This is a genomic window from Candidatus Allofournierella merdavium (assembly GCF_944382735.1).
In the GTDB taxonomy this organism is placed as follows: Bacteria; Bacillota; Clostridia; order Oscillospirales; family Ruminococcaceae; genus Allofournierella_A; species Allofournierella_A merdavium.
Map to the genome: position 1 here is coordinate 37,183 of NZ_CALWND010000001.1, position 19,227 is coordinate 56,409.

General features: G+C 63.3%; 12 protein-coding genes. 10 read left to right on the forward strand and 2 right to left on the reverse strand.

Annotated features, from left to right (window positions below; all coding sequences use genetic code 11):
• Nucleotides 1-47 precede the first annotated feature (47 nt).
• On the reverse strand, nt 48-815 hold the full coding sequence (locus tag ACH2A7_RS00170; protein WP_394958861.1) for a DeoR/GlpR family DNA-binding transcription regulator: 768 nt from the start codon (nt 813-815) through the stop codon (nt 48-50).
• Nucleotides 816-1,111: 296 nt separating this feature from the next.
• Here ACH2A7_RS00170 and ACH2A7_RS00175 point away from each other — a divergent pair, with 296 nt between their 5' ends.
• The 10 genes from ACH2A7_RS00175 to ACH2A7_RS00220 all read left to right on the forward strand — a co-directional run bounded on the left by ACH2A7_RS00175 (nt 1,112) and on the right by ACH2A7_RS00220 (nt 9,911).
• On the forward strand, nt 1,112-2,131 hold the full coding sequence (locus tag ACH2A7_RS00175) for an SIS domain-containing protein (RefSeq protein WP_394958863.1): 1,020 nt from the start codon (nt 1,112-1,114) through the stop codon (nt 2,129-2,131).
• Between the two features lie 45 nt (nt 2,132-2,176).
• Complete coding sequence (locus ACH2A7_RS00180) at nt 2,177-2,905, forward strand: amidohydrolase family protein (RefSeq protein ID WP_394958865.1); 729 nt, start codon at nt 2,177-2,179, stop codon at nt 2,903-2,905.
• A gap of 6 nt (nt 2,906-2,911) precedes the next feature.
• Nucleotides 2,912-3,622, forward strand: coding sequence for an amidohydrolase family protein (locus tag ACH2A7_RS00185; RefSeq protein WP_394958867.1), 711 nt, complete (start codon nt 2,912-2,914; stop codon nt 3,620-3,622).
• A 5-nt stretch (nt 3,623-3,627) separates the two neighbouring features.
• The gene (locus tag ACH2A7_RS00190) at nt 3,628-4,704 is read left to right on the forward strand and encodes an SIS domain-containing protein (RefSeq protein WP_394958869.1); all 1,077 of its coding nucleotides are present in this window, start codon (nt 3,628-3,630) and stop codon (nt 4,702-4,704) included.
• Between the two features lie 87 nt (nt 4,705-4,791).
• Nucleotides 4,792-6,081: a PTS sugar transporter subunit IIC gene (locus tag ACH2A7_RS00195; RefSeq protein WP_394958871.1), complete on the forward strand. Its 1,290-nt coding sequence runs from the start codon at nt 4,792-4,794 to the stop codon at nt 6,079-6,081.
• Nucleotides 6,082-6,206: 125 nt separating this feature from the next.
• Nucleotides 6,207-6,542, forward strand: coding sequence for a PTS sugar transporter subunit IIB (locus ACH2A7_RS00200; RefSeq protein WP_394958873.1), 336 nt, complete (start codon nt 6,207-6,209; stop codon nt 6,540-6,542).
• A 63-nt stretch (nt 6,543-6,605) separates the two neighbouring features.
• A complete protein-coding gene (locus ACH2A7_RS00205) occupies nt 6,606-6,935 on the forward strand; it encodes a PTS lactose/cellobiose transporter subunit IIA (protein WP_394958875.1) in 330 nt (109 codons plus the stop codon).
• 13 nt (nt 6,936-6,948) lie between these two features.
• Nucleotides 6,949-7,206 (forward strand): HPr family phosphocarrier protein, encoded by a 258-nt coding sequence (locus ACH2A7_RS00210; protein ID WP_394958876.1) that lies wholly within the window; start codon nt 6,949-6,951, stop codon nt 7,204-7,206.
• 120 nt (nt 7,207-7,326) lie between these two features.
• On the forward strand, nt 7,327-9,060 hold the full coding sequence (ptsP, locus tag ACH2A7_RS00215; RefSeq protein WP_394958878.1) for a phosphoenolpyruvate--protein phosphotransferase: 1,734 nt from the start codon (nt 7,327-7,329) through the stop codon (nt 9,058-9,060).
• On the forward strand, nt 9,057-9,911 hold the full coding sequence (locus tag ACH2A7_RS00220; protein WP_394958880.1) for a Cof-type HAD-IIB family hydrolase: 855 nt from the start codon (nt 9,057-9,059) through the stop codon (nt 9,909-9,911). Before ptsP ends, ACH2A7_RS00220 begins: the two co-directional genes overlap by 4 nt.
• Before the next feature lie 212 nt (nt 9,912-10,123).
• On the opposite strand, the gene ACH2A7_RS00225 is transcribed toward ACH2A7_RS00220, so the two are convergent.
• Complete coding sequence (locus ACH2A7_RS00225; protein ID WP_394958882.1) at nt 10,124-18,799, reverse strand: YDG domain-containing protein; 8,676 nt, start codon at nt 18,797-18,799, stop codon at nt 10,124-10,126.
• Nucleotides 18,800-19,227 lie beyond the last annotated feature (428 nt).

Below are 19,227 nucleotides of genomic sequence, written 5' to 3' on the forward strand. Positions count from 1 at the left end.
ACCGCCCGCTGCCGGTGTTTGTTGTTATAGTTGTTATAAAGGTAAACTCAGTCGGCGTAAATGACCTGCACCCCCTGCTCGCGGTACTTTTCCGCGACACTGTTTGGCAGGGCCGGGTCGGTAATGATGGTGTTGATCTCCTGCACACTGGCGATCCGGGTAAAGGCGGTGTGGCCGAACTTGGAGGAATCTATCATGCAGATGATCTGGTCCGCGGCGGCCATAAAGGCCCGTTTGGTGGAGCGGTCTCCGTAATAAAAAATCATCAGGCCGTTGTCAAGATCAATGGTGCTGGTGCCCAGAAAAAGCTTGCTCACCCGGTACTTCTTGATAAACTGGATCGCGTCCTCCCCATTGATGACATAGGATTCCCCGTCCCGCTTTAATGAACCACCGATGACATACAATTTCACGTTATCTTTATACAGCAGTTCGTTGATGATGAAGATGTCGTTTGTGAGAACGGTGATGCGAAAATCCCCCAGCAGTTTGGCCAGTTCCAGCGAGGTGCTTCCATCATCCAGCAAGATCACCTCATTCTCGTTGAGCAGAGACAATGCCTTGTGCGCAATGCTGGATTTTTCCGGCAGGTTTCGCTGGCGATGGGTCGCGGTCGGGTAAGAGGAAGGCGGCTGCTTGGACAGGACCGCCCCGCCGTGCACACGTTGAAGCAGCCCCATCCTTTCCAGCTTTTCCAGATCCAGGCGCACGGTTTTGGGTGTGACATTCAGAAGCGTACTCAGCTGGTGGATGTCGGCCATCTGCTCCTTTTGCAGCAACTCCATGATCTGCTTAAGACGCTTGTTCTGAAGCATAGGTTGTACCCTCCAAGGTTTTATTTGGTTCGTTATGTTAAATGTACCACAGCAGGGAGTAAATTACAACACAAAAAGCACAAAAACAAACTTTTTTCCTTAAAACAGTAGATTTTCTGTATCTTTCTGATGAAGTACACAAAAATGTCGCCGGTTTTTTTCCACATATTGCGTGAAAATTCGCCCAGATTTCATTGACCGAGAACTGTGGCCATGCTATTATATAAACATAAACGAACATTTTTAAACATCTCATCACCCGCATATCCCAAATTTGAGAAAAAGGAGTCGTTAAAATGAACGGATTCATACAGGAAGTTGCCACACAGGGTGAACTGCTGGGGCAAGCCGCCGCGTATTACCGAGAAGGAGACGGCAAGGCCCTCATCCAGAGGATCAAGGCGGAATATCGGGCGAAGGGGATGCATCGGGTGATCCTTTCCGGTATGGGCAGTTCTCTTTACGCGATGGACAGCGTGCGCAGCTATCTCACCGGGCACGGTATCCCCTGCCTCAGCTTCAGTTCCTTTGAGCTGTCCCGCTTTCAGTTTGGCCAGCTGGACGAGCACACCCTTCTCATCGCGGTGTCCCAGTCGGGCAACAGCGCCGAGGTGGTGGAGCTGGTGGAAAAGGCAAGGCAGGTCACCACGGTGGTGGGGATCTACAACAACGAGGGAAGCCTGCTGAGCCAGATGGCGGATATCAAACTTCCCATCCTGGCGAACAAGGAGGTTTCCATCACAAGCAAGACTTACGAGATCACCATGCTGATCCTGAACGTGATCGCGCACAGCCTGACCGGCGAGTTGGACGGCGGCTTCTGGGGTGAGGTGGACGAAGCCGTGGACTGGATCACGGGCTGGCTTGCCGACTGGGAAGCGAATTCCCGCCCCATGTATGATTTTGCCCAGGGTATTGAACTGTTCGACCTGCTGGCCAACGACAGTTCCCTTGCCACCGCCCGCCAGCTTTCGCTGGCCTACCGGGAGGGCCTGCACAACTGCACCGCTGTCTGGGAGTGTGCGGACTATGCCCATGGCCAGTATCACAGCGCCAAGATGGCAAACCGGTATCTGGCCCAGATGTTTTTCCCTGTTCTCAAGGAGAACTCCAAGGAGTTGAAGATGTTCAGCTTCATTCTGGAAAAGGGCGGCCGCGTGATGGTTTTCACCTCTTCCGATCTGCCCGCCCGGGAGAACGTGTATGTGGTTAAACTTCCGCTGCTGCGCCGCAGCCTGATGCCGCTGCTGGAAAGTGTTTGTGCCGAGACCATGCTGGGCATGCTGTTTGGCCCCGCCTGGGTAAAGGATCACTGAGCCGCTGTTTTTGCGGCCGAAGCATATGAAAAGGAGTGATTCGCATTGATCATTGACGTTTCCAACACCGTCGGCAAGCATCGCTTCAAGCCGGAGATCAAGGCCGAAAGCCTGCTGCCCCAGATGGACGCCGCCGGCGTGGACATGGCGGTCATCAACTGTTACGCCGAAAGCCTGGACAACGCCTCCGTGGAGGAGGCCTGCCGCCTTCACCCCGATCGGTTCATCGGCCTTTACACCGTGAACCCCTGGCGGGAGGACGCGCCCGCGGAACTGGAAGACGCTCTGAAAAACCGCGGCTTCCGCGGGCTGTACATGAACCCCCTGCGGCACGGTTACATTCTTTGCGAACACCAGGTCTTTTATCCCCTGCTGGACGTCTGCAAAAAGTACGGCGTGCCCGTCTGGTGCTACGGCGCGGCGGAAGTCTTTTCCAGCCCCGTCTTCTTTGGGTGCATCGCGGAAGACTATCCCGACGTGAACATCATTATGGGCCGCATGGGCCTTCAGTACGACAACGCCAGCGCCGTGGCCGTTGCGAAAAGCCACAAAAACATCTATCTCGAAACCTCTTCCAGCATGGATTTCAACGCCCATCGGGCGATCAAAACCGCCGGCGCCGCACAGGTCCTCCTGGGCACCGGCACCCCGGAGGCGGGCTATTATCCCCTGGAGATCGAGAAAGTCCGCAATGCGGCAAAAGACTTCCCCGGCGCCGAGGAACTGGTGCTGGGCGCGAACGCCGCGCGGCTGTTCGGCGTGAAAGAGAGGTGAGAAGCCATGATCATTGATATGCTGGCCCACATCGGCGTGAAAAAAGGCGAGGATTACAAGGTCGAGTCGCTCTTTGAGATCATGAACGCCTCCGGCGTTGACAAGTGCATGATCTGTTCCCAGCTGGAAACGATCAACAACGAATACATCCACGAGTGCTGTGTGAAGTATCCCGACAAAACGATCGGGTTCGCCGTCATCAATCCCTGGGATGTGGACGGCGAGGAGCAGCTGGAGCGCTGTTTCCGGGAGTACGGATTCTACGGGCTGAAGCTGAACGCCATCCGCTTCGGCTACAGCGCCGACCGGCACAGCGTCATGGACTCCTACTTTGAGCTCTGCCGCAAATACCACAAATGCGTGGTGGTGCACGGGCAGTCTGATATGTTCTCCATTCCCGACAAGTGGGCGGAGATGGCCAAATCCTTCCCCGACGTGCCGGTGGTGCTCTTCCACATCGGCGTGCCGCTGATGTATGAGCGCGCATGCGAACTCGCCCGGGACATCCCGAACTTCTACCTCAGCACCGCCGGGGCCTATGTGCCGGTCATCAAGATGGCATACGAGATCGCCGGCCCGGAAAAGATCCTCTTCTCCTCCGACGCGCCCTTTGGCGACGAGATCCAGGAGATGTCGAAGATCCGCCACATCTGCAGCAACCCCGAACATCTCGCTATGATGCTCGGCGGCAACGCGCAAAAAATGTTGAGGCTGTGAGCAGGATGAAACACGACAGCATCATGTGGACCTATATGGCCCAGGAGGAGGCCGTGCTGCGCCGGCTGCTGGCCGACCCGGACATCGGCGCCGTTGCCGCGGCGCTGCCGCCGGGACTGGAGAGCATCTGTTTTGTCGCCCACGGCAGCTCCTACAACGCCGCCGTGGCCACCGCCGACCTGATCGCCCGCGCCGCCGGCCTCCGGGTCCAGGTGTTCACCCCCGCGAACTTTCTCTATAACAGCGCCGGCGCCCTCGGCCGGGACCCCAAAAAAGTTCTGGTGGCCCTCATCAGCCAGACGGGCACCAGCAGCGGCGCACTGGAGGCGCTGGCCGAGGTGCAGCGCCTCGGCGTTGCGACACTGGGCGTCACGGACACGGAGCAGTCGCCCATGGCCGTTCGGCCGGACCGGGTGCTATTCCTGCGCTGCGGCGAGGAGGACAGCAACGCCAAGACCAAAGGGTACAGCGCGACACTGCTGGCGCTGATACTTCTGGGGCTGCGGCTGGGCCGCGCGCGGGGCAGCCTGGGAGAGGCGGAGGCGCAGAACATATTTCGGGAACTTTCCGGCCAGGTGGAGGAACTCGCCCTCGTGCAGGAGCGCGTGCTCCGCTGGTGCGAGGACCGACGCTTCGGCACCGCGCTGCGGGATTTTTACATTCTGGGCAGCGGCATGAATTTCGGCACCGCCCTGGAAGGCCAGCTGAAGCTGATGGAGACCGCCTGCATCCCCACCATGTTCAACGACATCGGAGAGTTTTCCCACGGGATGCACCGTTCCATTACGGAGAGGAGCACAGTGGTGCTGCTGCGCGCCTCCCATCCCCTTGCCACGCTCACCGAAAAGACGTTCCGTTATCTCCGGGGCATCACGCAAAACGCCCTTTTGCTGGACGCGGCGGGAGACATGCCGGAGGAGCCGGACCGTATCCTGCTGCCCGCCCATCCCCTGACGCAGTCGCTGCTGCTTTTCACCCGCGCCATCCAGGTGTTGTCGGTATACGGGCCGGAGGAGCAGGGCTTCGACCCCAACCGGGACGCCCACAACGACTTCACCCAGGTCGTTCACACCCGCGTATAGCAAGGAACGGCCGCCCTGCGGTGACGGAGCCGGTGTTCGCCGCGTTTTCACTGCGCGCACGAAAATAAATCACGAGGAGGAAAAGAAATGAAGACCAGCAAGTTCGAAAGCTTAATGGACAAATTCGGCGTCTGGATCGAGCAATATCTCGCGCCGCCCCTTGTCAGGATGGGCAACCAGCGCCACTTTGCCGCCATCCGCGCCGCGCTGATCCGCACCATCCCCCTGATCATCGTTGGCTCCCTCCCACTGATCCTGACAAACCTGCCGGTGGCGTCGCTGGCCGCGGCCATGGCGCCCCACGCCGACAAACTGAACGTGCTCTACACCATGACCATGAACTTCATGGTGCTGTACCTCGCCATCTCGCTGGGCAGCGAGCTGGCCCGCATGTACGAAGAGCAGGACCCCACCATCGTTTCCATCGTGACGGTGGCCTGCTACGTCATCACCGTCGCGCCTGTGGATCTTGCCACCGGCACGCTGAATGTGACCGGCTTCTCGGCAAAGGGAATGTTCACCCTGTTCGTGGTGTCCATCGTGGTGGTGGAGTTCATGCACTTTGCCTACACCCACGGCATCGTCATCCACCTGCCGAAGTCCGTGCCCGCCGGCATTGCCCAAAGTTTTGCTTCCCTGCTGCCCATGGCCATTCTGCTGACCTTCTTCTGGCTGCTGCGCGTGGTCATCGGCTTCGATCTGAACGCCGCGCTGAACGTCATCGTCAGCCCGCTGCTGTCGGTGTCCGACACCTGGTACGCCGCCTTCATCTGCGCGCTGCTGCTGCAGCTGCTCTGGTTCGTGGGCATCCACGGCGGTTCCTTCACCGTGTGGGGCGTGATGTACCCCTTCCTGCTCACCAATATCGCGGAAAACGCCGAAGCCGCCGCTGCCGGCAAAGCCATGCCCCACATCATCACCGAGCCGTTCTTTTACAGCTGGACCATGATCGGCGGCGTGGGCATGACCCTCGTGCTCTGCGTCATCTGGTTCCGCTCCCGCTCCGCGCACCTGCGGGAGGTGGCCCGTCTGTCCTTCCTGCCCGGCATCTTCTGCGTGAATGAGCCCGTCATGTTCGGCGTGCCCATCGTGCTGAATCCCCTGATGTTCCTGCCGTTTGTGTTCCTCACCTCTCTGTTGGGCACCATGTACGGCTACATCCTCACCGCGCTGGGATGGATCAGCCCGGCTTTCGTCCAGATCCCCTGGACCACGCCTCCCCTGCTGCAGCCCTACCTCTCCACCGGCGGCGACTGGCGCAATGTGGTCGCCCAGGCCATCCTGATCGTGCTGATGTTCTTTATCTGGTATCCGTTCGCGAAATACTACGAGAAGCGCTGCATCGCCGAGGAAACCGCCACGGAAGAGGAAGGCTGATCCCCGCCGGCGCTTGTATCATCCTTTGCCGCCTGTTATACTGAAAACAGGCCGAACCCCATTACATTCGGTACGCCGCAGCCCGCCGGGCGGCGGGCTGCGGCACACCGGGAAAAGAGGAAACTATGAGAAAGATCAACGCGATCATCCTTTGCGCCTCGGCCATGAGCTCCAGCATCATCGTGGAGGCGCTTCGCAAAGCAGCCCATGACCAGGGCGTAGATCTGACGGTCAACTGTTCCGCCAGCCTGCGCTACCGCACCTTTGATTTCGGCAGCGTGGACATCGTTCTCATTGCTCCTCAGGTGAAGGGCCAGGTGGAGGATATCCGCAAGTTTGCCGCCGAGAAAGGGCACGATCAGCTTCCCTTCCTGCTGATCCCCATGCGGGAATACGGCCTTGCCAAGGGCGACGCGATCCTGAAACTGATGCTGAAAGAACTCGAAAAGGCCCCGCAGTGAGGCGCCGCGCCCGGCCGGGCATCGGGTGTTCAAACCGTTCTGTCACAAACAAGGAGATATGCCATGAAAATGACGATGGAGGAACTCAACGGGATCTGCATGGAAATGATTTCCAACGCAGGTGAAGGGCGCAGCAAGGTGTTTGAGGCACTGGATTCCGTGAACAAGGGCGACTACAAAACCGCCGCGGCACGGCTGGACGAAGCGCAGGCCCTTCTGGCCGAAGCCCACAAGATCCAGTTCGAACAGCTGATGGGCCCGCAGAACAGCGGCACCGAGATCCCCTTCTCCATGCTGCTGCTGCACGCGATGGACATGACCATGGTCTCCACCTCCGAGCACGATATGCTGCGCAGCGTGGTGGAAGCGAAACTCGATCAAAACAACGCATAAGGGGCGAACCGCGATGAAGGAAATCACCGTAACCGTCAAATTCAAAGAGGGGCTGCACGCCCGTCCCGCTGTAAAACTCATCAAGCTGGTGAACAAGATGAGTTCTCAAATCACCTTGTCGAAGGGCGGCGCATTCGTTCCCGCAAACAGCATCACCGCCGTGCTGGGCGCATGCATCCTGTGCGGAGACGAGATCACCCTGCGGGCCGAAGGCCCCCAGGAGGACGAGGATATCACCGCTCTGGGCGAGTTCTTTGCCGGGGCGATGTGAACCGGGCAAACAGCAAACAGAGCATGCCGGGCGGTTTGGCGAAACGGGGTGGGTTTCGCCGCCGCCCCTTTTCGCAGATAACCGCCGGCCCGCGGGCCGGCTTCGGCAAAGGAGGCGCGTATGCACACATTACACGGGATCGGTTGTTCCGAAGGTTTTTCGGAAGGCAGCGTATTGGTCAAACGTTCGATCCGGCCGGAACAGCTGGAACGCCCGGCCAAAACAGCTGAGGAAGAACTGCAGCGGCTGGAGGACAGCCGTCGCGCGCTGGACGAGCGCCTGGAGGCACTCTACGACAAGACTCTGTCCGAATCCGGCGAGGAGGCGGCGGAACTCATCGAATCCTACCAGATGATCGCCATGGATCAGCCCCTGTTTGACCGCATCCGCGCGAAGATCCGCGACGGACTCAGCGCACCCGCCGCCGTGCGGCAGATGCTGGAACAGGAAAAGTCCGTTTTTGACGCCATGGAGGACGTCTATCTGCGGGAGCGATACGCCGACATTGAGGCAGTGGCCCATGAACTGATCGCCCTGTGCTGCGGTGTCAGCGGGGCGCTCAGCGGGGTGGAACTGCGGGGACCCACGATCGTGGTGGCCGACGCCCTCACCCCGGTGGACACCGTGAACCTCGACAAGAAATTCCTCCGCGGTTTTGTGACCGAAGCGGGCGGCACCACCTCCCACGCGGTGATCCTGGCGCGCACCCTGGGCATCCCCGCCGTGGTGGGGGTACAAGATATCACCGGCATTGCAAAAACCGGCGAGACGATCTGCATCAACGGCGGCGACGGCACGGTGCTCCTCAGCCCCGGTGAGCGGGAAAAGGCCGCGTTCGATCTTGCCGCAGCGGAATATCGCCGCGGAAAAGAGCGCTATGAAAAGGAGGCTCCCGGCCCCGCCTTTACGAAAGACGGCACCCGCATCCTGCTGGCGGTGAACTCCGGCGATTCCGACACGGCGGACGCGCTCTCTCCGGCCGTCTGCGACGGCGTGGGACTCTTCCGCACCGAGTTCATTTATATGAAGGAGGAGGACTATCCCGACGAAGAAACGCTCTTCAACGCCTACCGCGCGGCGGTGGTGCGGATGGCGGGAAAGCCCTTCATCTTCCGCACGCTGGACATCGGCGGCGACAAGGCGCTGGGTTATATGCAGCTGCCGCGGGAGGAGAACCCCTTCCTGGGCTACCGGGCGGTGCGCATCTGTCTGGACAGGCCCGCCCTGTTTCGCACCCAGCTGCGGGCGCTGCTGCGCGCCTCGGCCTACGGCGCGGTGCAGATCATGTTCCCCATGATCACCTGCCTGGAGGAATTGTTGCGCTGCCGCGCCGCCCTGGACGAAGCCCGCAGCCAGCTGGACGCGGAGGGTGCCCCCTATCGGAAGGACATTCCTGTGGGCATCATGGTGGAAACGCCGGCCGCTGTTCTGGTGCTGGACCAGCTTGCCCCTCATGTGGAATTTTTCAGTGTCGGCACCAACGATCTGGTGCAGTACCTCATGGCCGCCGATCGGGGCAACCCGCAGGTGCAGGGCCTGTACGATTCCTTTCAGATCTCCGTGCTGCGCGCGCTGCGCCACATCGGCACCGTCGCCCGCCAGCACGGCGTAGCCCTCGGCGTTTGCGGCGAGACCGCCTCCAGCACGGCCATGGTGCCCTTCCTCGTGGGCTGCGGGGTGGAAGAGCTGAGCGTTGCGGCGTCCGCGCTGCCGCGCCTGCGCTACCTGGTGCGCCGGCTCAACCGGCAGGACTGTGAGGAAGCAGCCCGCACGGCGGTAAACCTCCCATCCGCGAAGCAAGCGAAGGAATTCCTCTGCCGTTTCGCGCAGCACAGCATGGAGGAAGCAGAATGAACGGCAACCCCATCCGCCTTGTGATGCTGGACATCGACGGCACCATTGTGGATTCTCCCCGGCACAGCGCGGTGACCCCGGAGTTGGCGCAAACGATCCGCGACGTGGCGGCGCGCGGCATCGCGATCGGCATCGCCACAGGCAGGAATTACGGGCACATGATGTCGCAGATGCGGCCCATCGGCTTCACCGGCCCCTTTATCTGCAACGGGGGCGCCTACCTTGTAAAGGACGGGGCCTGCCTCTTTGAGAGTCTTCTCCCCCGTGAGGTGGTGGACGCCGCCTGGGAGCGGGTACTGCGGGAACGGGGGTACATTGAGTTTTCCGGCCGTGATGTCATGTACACCTTTATCGCCCCCGGCTACGCAGGCCCGACCTTTCCCAAGGTGGGCACCGACGATTACCTGCGCATCCTGCGGTCGAAGGAGGAGTACTCCGCCGTGCGCGCCGCGCCCATCAGCAAGATCACCATTGTGGTGGACAGCCGAAAAAAGGCCGCGTCTCTCAGCCGCTACTGGACCCGGGGGCCGTTTGCCGCAGCGGTGACGTTGACCCGCTCGTTCTGGTTTGCCCTGGAGATCACCAACCGGGGCGTGACCAAGGGTTCCGGCCTTTCCCTGGTGGCGGAAAGCCTGGGCTGCAAGCCGGAGGAGGTCATGGCCGTGGGCGACGGCGACAACGACGCGGAGATCTTGCGGGCGGCGGGGGTCTCCTTTGCCATGGGAAACGCCTCCCCTGCCGCCATTGCGGCGGCAAAGTACCGCGCGCCCTTTGTGCAGGAGGACGGCGCCCGCATCGTTTTGCAGCGCTATGTGCTGGACGGCGCGCCTCTGCCCGCTCTTTCCCGGTGAGCGCCGGGCAGTGCCCCGGGCACTTGCTGCGGCGCCCTTTCGAGGGAGTGCTTTCTTCTGCGCGGGCCGCAAGCGAAACCGATCACGCGGCATCATACTCCAAAGACAATTCAAGCCCCCCTTTATCACAGAAAAGCCCGCGAAGCCTTTACAAACAAAGGCTTCGCGGGCTTTTTGTCTGCCTGGCCCATCAGGGGCCGTTCCGAGGACGCTTACCGGTCGTCCCCACTCACCGGCGTCTGCGCCCGGCGGGAGAAATACGCCGCCAGCAGCGCCAGCGCCGCCACGGGGAGCGTCCAGGCATCGGCCAAGACGAACCCGTTCCAGCCGGCGGTGAGGAGCGTGAGCACCAGCGCGCCGGCCGCGCAGGCGGCACTGAGCAGCCGCGCTTTTCCCCGGCTGCTGGCGAAGACCGCCAGCAGCACGCCCAGCAGCGACGCGGCCACGTTCAGCAGTGCGAAGGGCCTGCCGCCGGGCTGGGCGCCGGCGGGGTCCTGCGCCGCTTCACCACTTTCCTGCTGCGGCGGCGGCGTGGAGCGGGGCGGCTCGGGCGTGGCCGCCGGCGCCGGGGCATGCTCCTCCCCCTGGTCTGCCGGCTTTTCCGCCTGGTCCGCCGGCTTCGCGGTCGCCGGGGCGGCCGGCTGCGGCGCGGGGGTCGGCTCCGCCGGCCGGATCTGGGGCGATTCGCCGCCCTCCTCCGGCAGGGCGTTGGAGTAGAGCACCGAGTAAAGGGAGAACTGCTTTGCGAAGATCGTCAGGGCGGTGCGGCTCTCGTTCAGCACGAAATACTCGCCCTGGGCATTGGCCTGGGCGCCGATCTCATCCACCGCGCCCTCGTGCTCCCGCAGCACCCGGTAGCTGCGGCAGTTTTGCAGCGCGCCGTTCAGCGGGATCACGATCTCAATGAGCAGGTTGGATTGGGCGATGGGCTCCCGGCTCAGAGAAGAACCGTCGGCATCCAGCCGCGTTTTGCCCATGGTCAGGTCCAGCGTGAGGCCCTCCCGGAACCCCTGGGACACGCTTTCCAGCGCCTCGGCCAGCGGGCTGTCCGGCACGGGGCTCGCGTCGGCCACCGTCATGCGCACCTCCACCGTGCCGCCGCTTTCCACCAGCTTGCGGTCCCCCGCGGTGTACACTTCGTCGGGCTGTGGGGTAAACACATTGTCCAGGTTGCCCACCACCACCGGCGGCGCGCCGTCCAGCACCTTCAGCACCGAGTTGGTGTTTCCCCGGGGCAGCCGGATGACGCACTGGTTCTGGTCACGGTCGACCAGTTCCACCTTTTGGGTCTGCACGATGCCGCCATAGGTGGCCACCAGGTTGTACAGCCCGGCGCTCACCTGCTGGAAGGAAAAGCTGCCGTCCGGCCCGGTCTGGGTCTGGGCGATCTGTTCGTTGCCCCGGGTGAGGGTGACGAGCACTTTCTCCACGGGCTGCGGGGCGTTTTCGCCCTCCGTGCCCTCCCAGATGACAGAACCGTCGATGGCATAGGAGGTCTCGTCCCAAGCCGCGGTAAAGGTCACATTTTCCGCCGGCATCACAAAGGAAGACCCGGCGGAATAGACCCTGCCCTCGTATTGCCAACCGGCGAACCGGTAGCCCGCCCGCTCCAGGCCGCCCGGGCCCGGCAGGATGAGGATACCGCCCGCAAGGCTCGCAGGCAGGGTCGGCGCCGCGCCGGCGGCGTCCTCCGCCCCCGGCAGGAAGGTGACGGAATAGGCGGCGGGCGCGGCGGCCTGATAAATCTCCAGCACGCCGATCTGCTGCGCGCTGCCGTCCGCGCCGTCGCCGTGGCGATAGTTCGGGTCGGTGATCTCGGCCAAGATGCGATAGCGGCCCGCCTCCTGGGGCGCCGTCACCTCCGCGCCGTCCATGGTCTGATAGCGGATGGCAAAACCGTCAAAGGGCTGGCCCAGCGCCTGCGCCGTGATGGCGGCGGTGTGGCTCTGGCCGTCGTAAAGGACACTGCTGCCCTCCACCCGGAAGGTCACCGGGGCCGGCCGTATGGCAAAGGTGGCGGCGCCGTTTTGGAGGACGTAGTTATGTGCCCGCTCGCCTGTGAGCCGCGCCGAGGCAGAGTAGGTCCCCGCCGCCGTCTGGGCTCCGTGGGCGGCGGACGCCTCCACCCGGCCCGCGTCCGCGGCCAGCACGCCCACCAGCCCCGCGATCTCCGGGGCCTGGGCGGCGCCGTTGTAAACGGCGTCCAGCCGGTTCCAGGTGACGGTGATGCCGCGTTTTTCAACGGTGAACCCCGCCTGCTTCGTCACCTGCCGGTAGTTGTTGGTGGCGGCAAATACGGCCTGCACCGTGTAGCTGCCCGCGTCGGTGGGCGGCACGTCGGAATCGTAGGGACTGCCGTCCGCCAGGGTGCCGGCGTAGCGCCAGGTCACGGCATCGGTGCCGTTGGTGGCCGAGGCCGCCTTGGGCCGGGCGGGGGTTTCGCCGTAGGCCCAGCTTTCCATGGTGAGGGAGGCCGCGCCCTCGGCGGGGGTGATGGTCACGGTGACATAGCCCGGCTGCGTGAGGGTGTAGTTGGCCGCGTCCGCGCCCGCGAGGGCGTAGCCGCTGACCGTGACCGGCTTATCCTGCCCCGCGTCCGGCGTTTTCACGCTGCCCGCCGCGCCGGTGACGACCAGCGTCACATCGTCCGGCTCACCGTTCCGGCGCACGATCTCCCCTTCCAGGCTGCCGCCCGAAAGGGTCACGGCGGTGCCGGCCGGGTCGTAGGGCCGCGTTTCGGCGGTCACGCCGGCGACAGCCAGCCCCTTGGGGGCCACCTCCACCGCCACGGTGTGCTCCACCGGGCTGTAGTTTTTGTCGTTAGGGGTGAACACCACCGTGCAGCCGCCGTTGCCCACCGTGGGGATGGCATCCGGCGTTTTCCAGGCGTAGCTGCCCGCGTCCTGCTGGTCGCCGCCGGTGAGGACGCTCTCCGCCAGGGTCTGACCGTAGGCCAGCGGAGCGGCCGCGGGCCAGGTCATGGTGTCAGCCGCCGGGAATCGCACGCCGTTGATGGTGAGGACGCCCACCCGCATCTGCCGCAGATCGGCCGCCTGCCCGTCAAAGGCCAGGTTGTCGTTGCGCAGGGTGACGATGATATCATAATCGCCCACATTCATCGGCCGGGCGGCCTGGCCGTTTTGCTCGCAGTGAACGGTGTAATCGCCGGCTGCCACCGCAAGGTCCGCCACATCGGTCTGCGGGGTCACGACGGCGGCCTTTTCAGACCCATCATAGTTATGGGACGTGTCCGTGGCGGAGAAACGCACCGGCGCTTTGGCGATGGTGAAGGGATAGGTCAGGTCCTCGCTGCCGCCGCTGTTCCACCGGTAGTTGGCCTTGTCGACGAGTGCGACGGTGACGGTATGGCCGCCCGCGTTTGTCTGCTCGTCGCCGCTGACGGTGTAGCGGCTGTCGGCCGCCACCGTGTAGGTCTGCGCCTTGCCGTTGTAGACAAAGGCCGTGTCGTCCTGTGCGGGGGCGGGCACGATCTGTTTTTGGATCGTGGCGCTGGCCGCCATGGTGACGGGGGCGGAGACAAGGCTGCCGTCGATGGCGGTGACGGCGCAGGAATACTGGTGCGTCCCCGCCGCCGCGGCCTTCACGGTGTAGCTTGGGCCGGTGGCGCCGGCGATCGGCTGACCGCCCGCGTCTTGCCACTGATAGGTGTAGCTGACCCCGCCGGCCTCATGGCCGGGGGCGGCGGTGAAGACCAGGTCTCCCCCGTCGTAGGTAAAATCGCCGCCGCTCTGGCCGTGATAGGCCGCTGTCACGCCCACGGTGGGCGCGTGCAGCGTCCAGGCGGCGGTGAGGGTGAAGGAGGCGGCCACAGGAGCGTCAAAATCCCAGGCCGCGCCGTCCCTCTGCCAGCCCGCGAAATCATAGCCGGTGCGGGCAGGGTCGTCGGGCTTTGCCACACTGCCGCCCTCCAGGATCAGCTGAAGGGTGGGGGCGTCCACACCCTCGGGGGTGTCAAAACGCACCTGATGCAGGGCCGCGGTATACACAGCGCTCTCCAGGCCCGCGCCGCTGACGGCCTTGAAACGGTATGTGCCGGGGGCGTCCAGGGTCAGGGTGTCGGAGGTCAGTTCCTGATAGGCGCCGTCGTCACGGGAATACCAGGCCTTCACGCCGGACAGGCTGTCGTTGACGCGCACCTCCAGCGTGGCCGCTCCCTGCTGCGCCGTCTGGGTGACGGTGAGGGTGGGGACGGCCGCGTCCACCTGGATGAGGCCGGAAAAGCCGTCGGTGACGTTGCCGGCGTTGTCGGTGACCTTGTAGTAGAGGTAGTGCTGGCCCTGCTGCGCCGTCAGGGAGACTTGGCCGGCGCCGATGTCCTGGCTTTGCAGGGCGCCCTCCACCGGGGAAGCGGCATTGCTCTCCACAAAGGCGGTCTGCACGCTGGCCACGCCGCTGTCCGCGTCCGAGAAGGTGAGGGTGACGTTTACCGGCGCGTTCTGCCAGCCCGCCGGCACGGAGGAAAGGCGAGCCGCGGGCGCGGCGGTGTCGATGCCCGCCACGGTGAACAGCCGGGTGGACTTGTTGCCCAGTTTGTCGGTGAGGATCAGGGCATATTTTCCGTTCTCCGCTACGGTGAAGCTGTCGCCGGTGATATCCGTCAGCGCATCGTCACCGGCGGCGGCCATTTTGTATTGTTTCGAGGCAACGCCGATGCCGCTGTAACCGGTGACATTTCCCTGTGCGTCGTATTGGGGAGTGGAATCGTCGCTGAGGCCCACGAGGGTGACGGTCTTGGGCTGGTTGGTCCAGCCGGGAGCCACCTCCACCTTTGAGACGAAGGGGGCCGCCTTGTCGATGTTGTTCACCGGGATGGACGCCTCCCCGGTGCGGCCGCGGCTGTCCATGGCCACCACGGTGTACAGGCCGTTTTGGGTCACAGGGAACGCGCCCATCTGGGTCGAAACGGGCACTGCCGGCCCGTTGCTGGCGCCATAAAGGGTGATGGTTTCGCCGGCAATCATGCCGCCGAGTTTCCAGGTCAGGTTCACTTCACCGGCGGTCCATATCCCGGTGGAGGCGGCAAGGGAAACGGTCAGCGCCTCGGTCGGCGGCTTCTGCACCTGATATCCGCCGAAGGTATGCTGCCAGACATTGCCCACGTTGTCGGTGGCCCGCAGATGGAGATACACCGTTTTTTTCTCTTCGCTGTCCGCGGTATACGCAAAGAAATAGCGCCCGTTGCTGGGGGTTGCTATCGTCCACCCGGTTTGAGGGGCGGTCTGAGCCTCGCTGAAGCAGTATTCCACCGTTTTCAGCCCGGAGAGCGCGTCGGAGATGACCGCGCTGAAGGAAAGGCTGGGAGAGACGGTGGCCGCCACGCTGGGTTCCCGCAACTCCTCCGCCACCGGAGCCTGGCCGTCGATGTTTTCCACCTTCACCGCCTGGGTGAGGGTCTCGCCGTCGGAGGTGAGGGTGAAGGAGTACCAGCCGTTTTCGGTGGCAGTGACGGTTTTGCTGCCGTTGAGGGGCCAGGTGGTCCCGTCCGGGCCGGTCACGGCCACCGCGGCGCCGGTGGGGGTGTAGGTCAGTTGGATATCGCGCTGCCGGGCCCAGCCGGTGTTGTCCACCGTGGCGGTCAGGGTGGGCAGGGCGGCGGTCTGTCCGCTGGGGAAGACGAACTTTGCGAACTTGTGGGCGGCGGCGCCGGTGGATGTGTATTCTGCCAGGATGTGCAGATACCAGGTCTGGCCCGGCTGCTGCCGGGTGGAGAGGGTGGCCCCGCTGGCAAAATCCTGCCAGCCGTTCACCGGCATGGCCTCGCTTTGGGTCCAGACGTATTGCATGGAATCGGCCTTTGTCACCGTCACCGTGGCGCTGGCGGTGCTGCCGCTCACCGGCTGCGCAGAGATGGCGATGGAGGGCACGGTGAAGTCCCCGTCCACACCCGTATCCCCGCTGACATCAAAAGAAGGGGCGGCCCCTGCGGGCCCGCACATATCCTTGATGCGGTCCGGGTTCAGGATGCTTGTGACCGTCAGGTCTTTTCCGCCGGCGTTTTCCGGCACGGTGCCGGTGAAGAAGAGGACGTTGGTGTCCGCGCCGCCAGCGTAGGTGAAGGGGCCCCAGTTGGTGTTGATGGCCACCTCGGTGAGGTAGCTGTTCGTGCCGTCCACGATCTCGTCAAACACCAGCGAGACGGTCACGGTGTCGCCGGGCTTATAGGTGGCGGCCGCCATGGGGGCCACGGCCAGCAATTCGGGTTCTTTGGCGTCGTAGACCTGGATGTGGTGCTGCGCGTTCCGGGTGTTCCACTTGTCGTTTCCGCTGCCGCTGGCGCCGAAGCCGGCGGTGATGGAAGCAGTGTCCAGCGGGAAGGTCAGGAAACTCCCCGCCTGGCCACTGCGGTAACGACTCACTGTCAGTTTGGAATCACTGGGAAAACCGGTCCCGGCGGTGGGAAAGGAATAGGAATACCACGCATCTTCTTTGCCACTCTTTCCGTGTTCAAAGAGGGCAATGTAATAAACGGAAGAGGCGTCCAACGAGATGTTGTCTTGGAATTTAATGTTTCCTTCGTATGGGTAGACCCTTGTATCCAGCGCGTTGCCCGACAGCAGCTGAATGGCCTGATAGCCGTCGTTGACTTCCTGCGCCTGAAAAGTCAGATAATAGTGCAGGCTCTGGGCGGTATGCCGCCAATACTCTATCCCCTCCTGCTTTACCTCCGCGGTCTCCCGGGCGGCGGAGCCGGTTTCGCCCTCGGTCCAGCCAAGCTTGTTGTCATCTTCGTAGTCGCCCCGCTGTTTGTTGTCTATGTTCACGGTGTATTCATCAAACAGGGCGCGGCCCACCCTTTGACTGGTGTTCAGCGTGCGGGTGGCGCGGCTGTCGCCGCCAATGGTGGCGCCGCCCTCCACCCGGTAGATCTCCACCTGATAGGTGCGATCCGCGTTGCTGTAAGCGGTGGCGGGATATCCGCCGTACGCGGTGTTGGCCCCGTTGGCCGCCTCGGCGATGGTGATGGTGGCGCTGGTCTGCCCTTCTTGCAGGGTCACTGTGCCGGCCTGATGGGTGAAGTGAGTGCCCCCCACCGCCGAACCGTTCACCGTGCGGTAATACACCGTCTGCGCCCCGTCGGTGCCGTTACGGCTCACGGTGAAGGTGTTGTTGCCGTTGTTTTGGATGGACACCGTGCCATAGTTTTTGGCGCCCACGGAAAACGTCACCTGCTGGCTGTAATAGGTGACGTTCTTTATTGTGACGTAGGCCCGGGCATAGTAATTCACACCGTCCGCGATCTCGGCCGTGGCGGTGATGTTTCCCCCCTCGCCCACGGCGGGGCTGGAGACAGATTTTCTGTTGTTCAGGCTGAGGGTGGGATTTTGCATAGTGCCCCACACAAAGCCGGTCTCATCGGCGGCGATCCCGCCGGTGGAGAGGAGCGCGGCGGCAAGGGCAAAACTGGCGGTCTGCCCATTTCGGGTCGCGGTGGGCTGCCCCATCTGCAGCGGCGGGGCGATGGGCTCGATGCTGACCTCTTTTTCCGCCACGTTGCCGGCGTAGTCGGTGGCGATAACGGTAGCAGTGCCGCCTTTGACAGCGATGTTCTGGGTGCTCAGCTCGCAGCGCACGTCGGCCACGCCGGCGTACATATCATTGCCATTCTCGGACACCCCGTCTGCAACGGTGGCCTGCTCCAGCACCTGCTGGCGCACCCATTCGTCGGTCGCCTCCGCGTCCACCTTCATCCTGTCGTTTCCCAGGGTGACGGTCGGGGGCTCAAGGTCGATGTTGTCCACATTCACCCACGCGGGGATGGTGGCCGTCTTTTGCTCTCCATTCAGCGTATACTCCACCTCTACCTGCGTGGAGATCATGTTTTGCTCCACGGTGAAGGACAGGCTGCCGGTGGTACTGGCAGGCTGACCGGCTATCTCCACGGCGGTGAGTTTTTGAATGACCATCCCCTCAGCGGGCTCGGCGGTGATGGTAACATCCACCTGCCGGGCCACCTGGCCCGCAGGGCTGGCGGAGGCCTTCAGGGTGGGAGTCAGAAGGGTGGGGTCGGGTGCGTAGTAATACCAGTCCACCGTGTCCTGGGCGAGGATCGTTTCCGTGTCCGGGTCCTTGAGCAGCCCCACCACCCGGTAGGTGCCGGTGGTCATGCCGCCGGTGGGAACGGCCATCTGAACGGTGCTCTGCCCGCTGGCGGACGCGGTGCCGAAAGCGGCGGCCACGGAGTTTCCGGCCTCGTCCAGCAGGGCGAACTCTGTGTCGTAGGTCCCGCTCCCGCTGGACTGGATCTCCACCGTCACCGGCAGAAGAACGGTGTAGGACGAGCTTTGGCTGGCCTGGCCCAGCGTCAGGTCGAAGGATTCCACCTCCCCGCTTTTTTCGCCGCCGTCCAGCAGCAGCTGTACCCAGTCTATCCTGACCACCCAACCTGTGTTGATGGTGATCTCCAGGTAGTTGGCGCCGCTTTTTACAAGGCTCGTGGGCACCGTGAGGATGGTGGTGTTCCAGGTGTTGTTGGTGCCGGACAGGCGGCCGATCTTCACGCCGTTGAAAAAGACATCGTCTTCCTCGCCGGATTCCTCGTCCACGTCGTAGGCCTTGATGGCAAGCACGGCGCTCTCCCGCGGCAGCTGCTCCCCCACGTCCAGCCGCACCTCGATGGGGTAACAGTTCCCGTACCGGTTGCTCATGATTATGTCGATATCACCGTCGGGCTTGCCGCTGTGGGCGCCGTCCTCGTTGTCATCGCCCACCACGATGGTACTGCCGGGAAGGCCGCTGGTGCGCAGCATGGCGCTGCGGAGCGCGGAGAAGCCCTGCTCTTCCACCAGCATTTCCAGGTTCAGCGGCGCAGGGTCCGGGTCGGACCCCGCGTTGAGGTCGTGTTCCATCCCCTCCAGGGAATCCTGCATCGGGGCAGCCTCCGGAGCCGGGGCAGCCTCCGGGACGGGCGTCGCCTCCGGGATGGGGGTGGCCGCCGGGACAGAGGTGGCCGCCGGGGCAGGCGTCGCCGTCGGGATGGGAGTGTCCTCCGGGGCTGGCGCGGCCGTTGGGATGGGCGTCGCCGCCGGGACAGACCCGCTTTCGCCCGAGGTTTGCGCGCCGTCGCTCAACGACGCGGGCACGCTGCCCGCACTTTCCGTCGGCTGGCCCTCGCTGCCCGAAAGGGCAAACACTCCCGGAGAGCAAGCGGCACCCGCCACGATCACCGCAAGCAGGAATGACACGATCCTGTGGTATGTTTTTTTCATGAAACCCTCCTGAACACTCAAACCCTGTGTGCCGATCCGCGGGCGGAATGCAACCATTCCCGGGGAAAGCCCCGGTCGGCCGCGGGGAT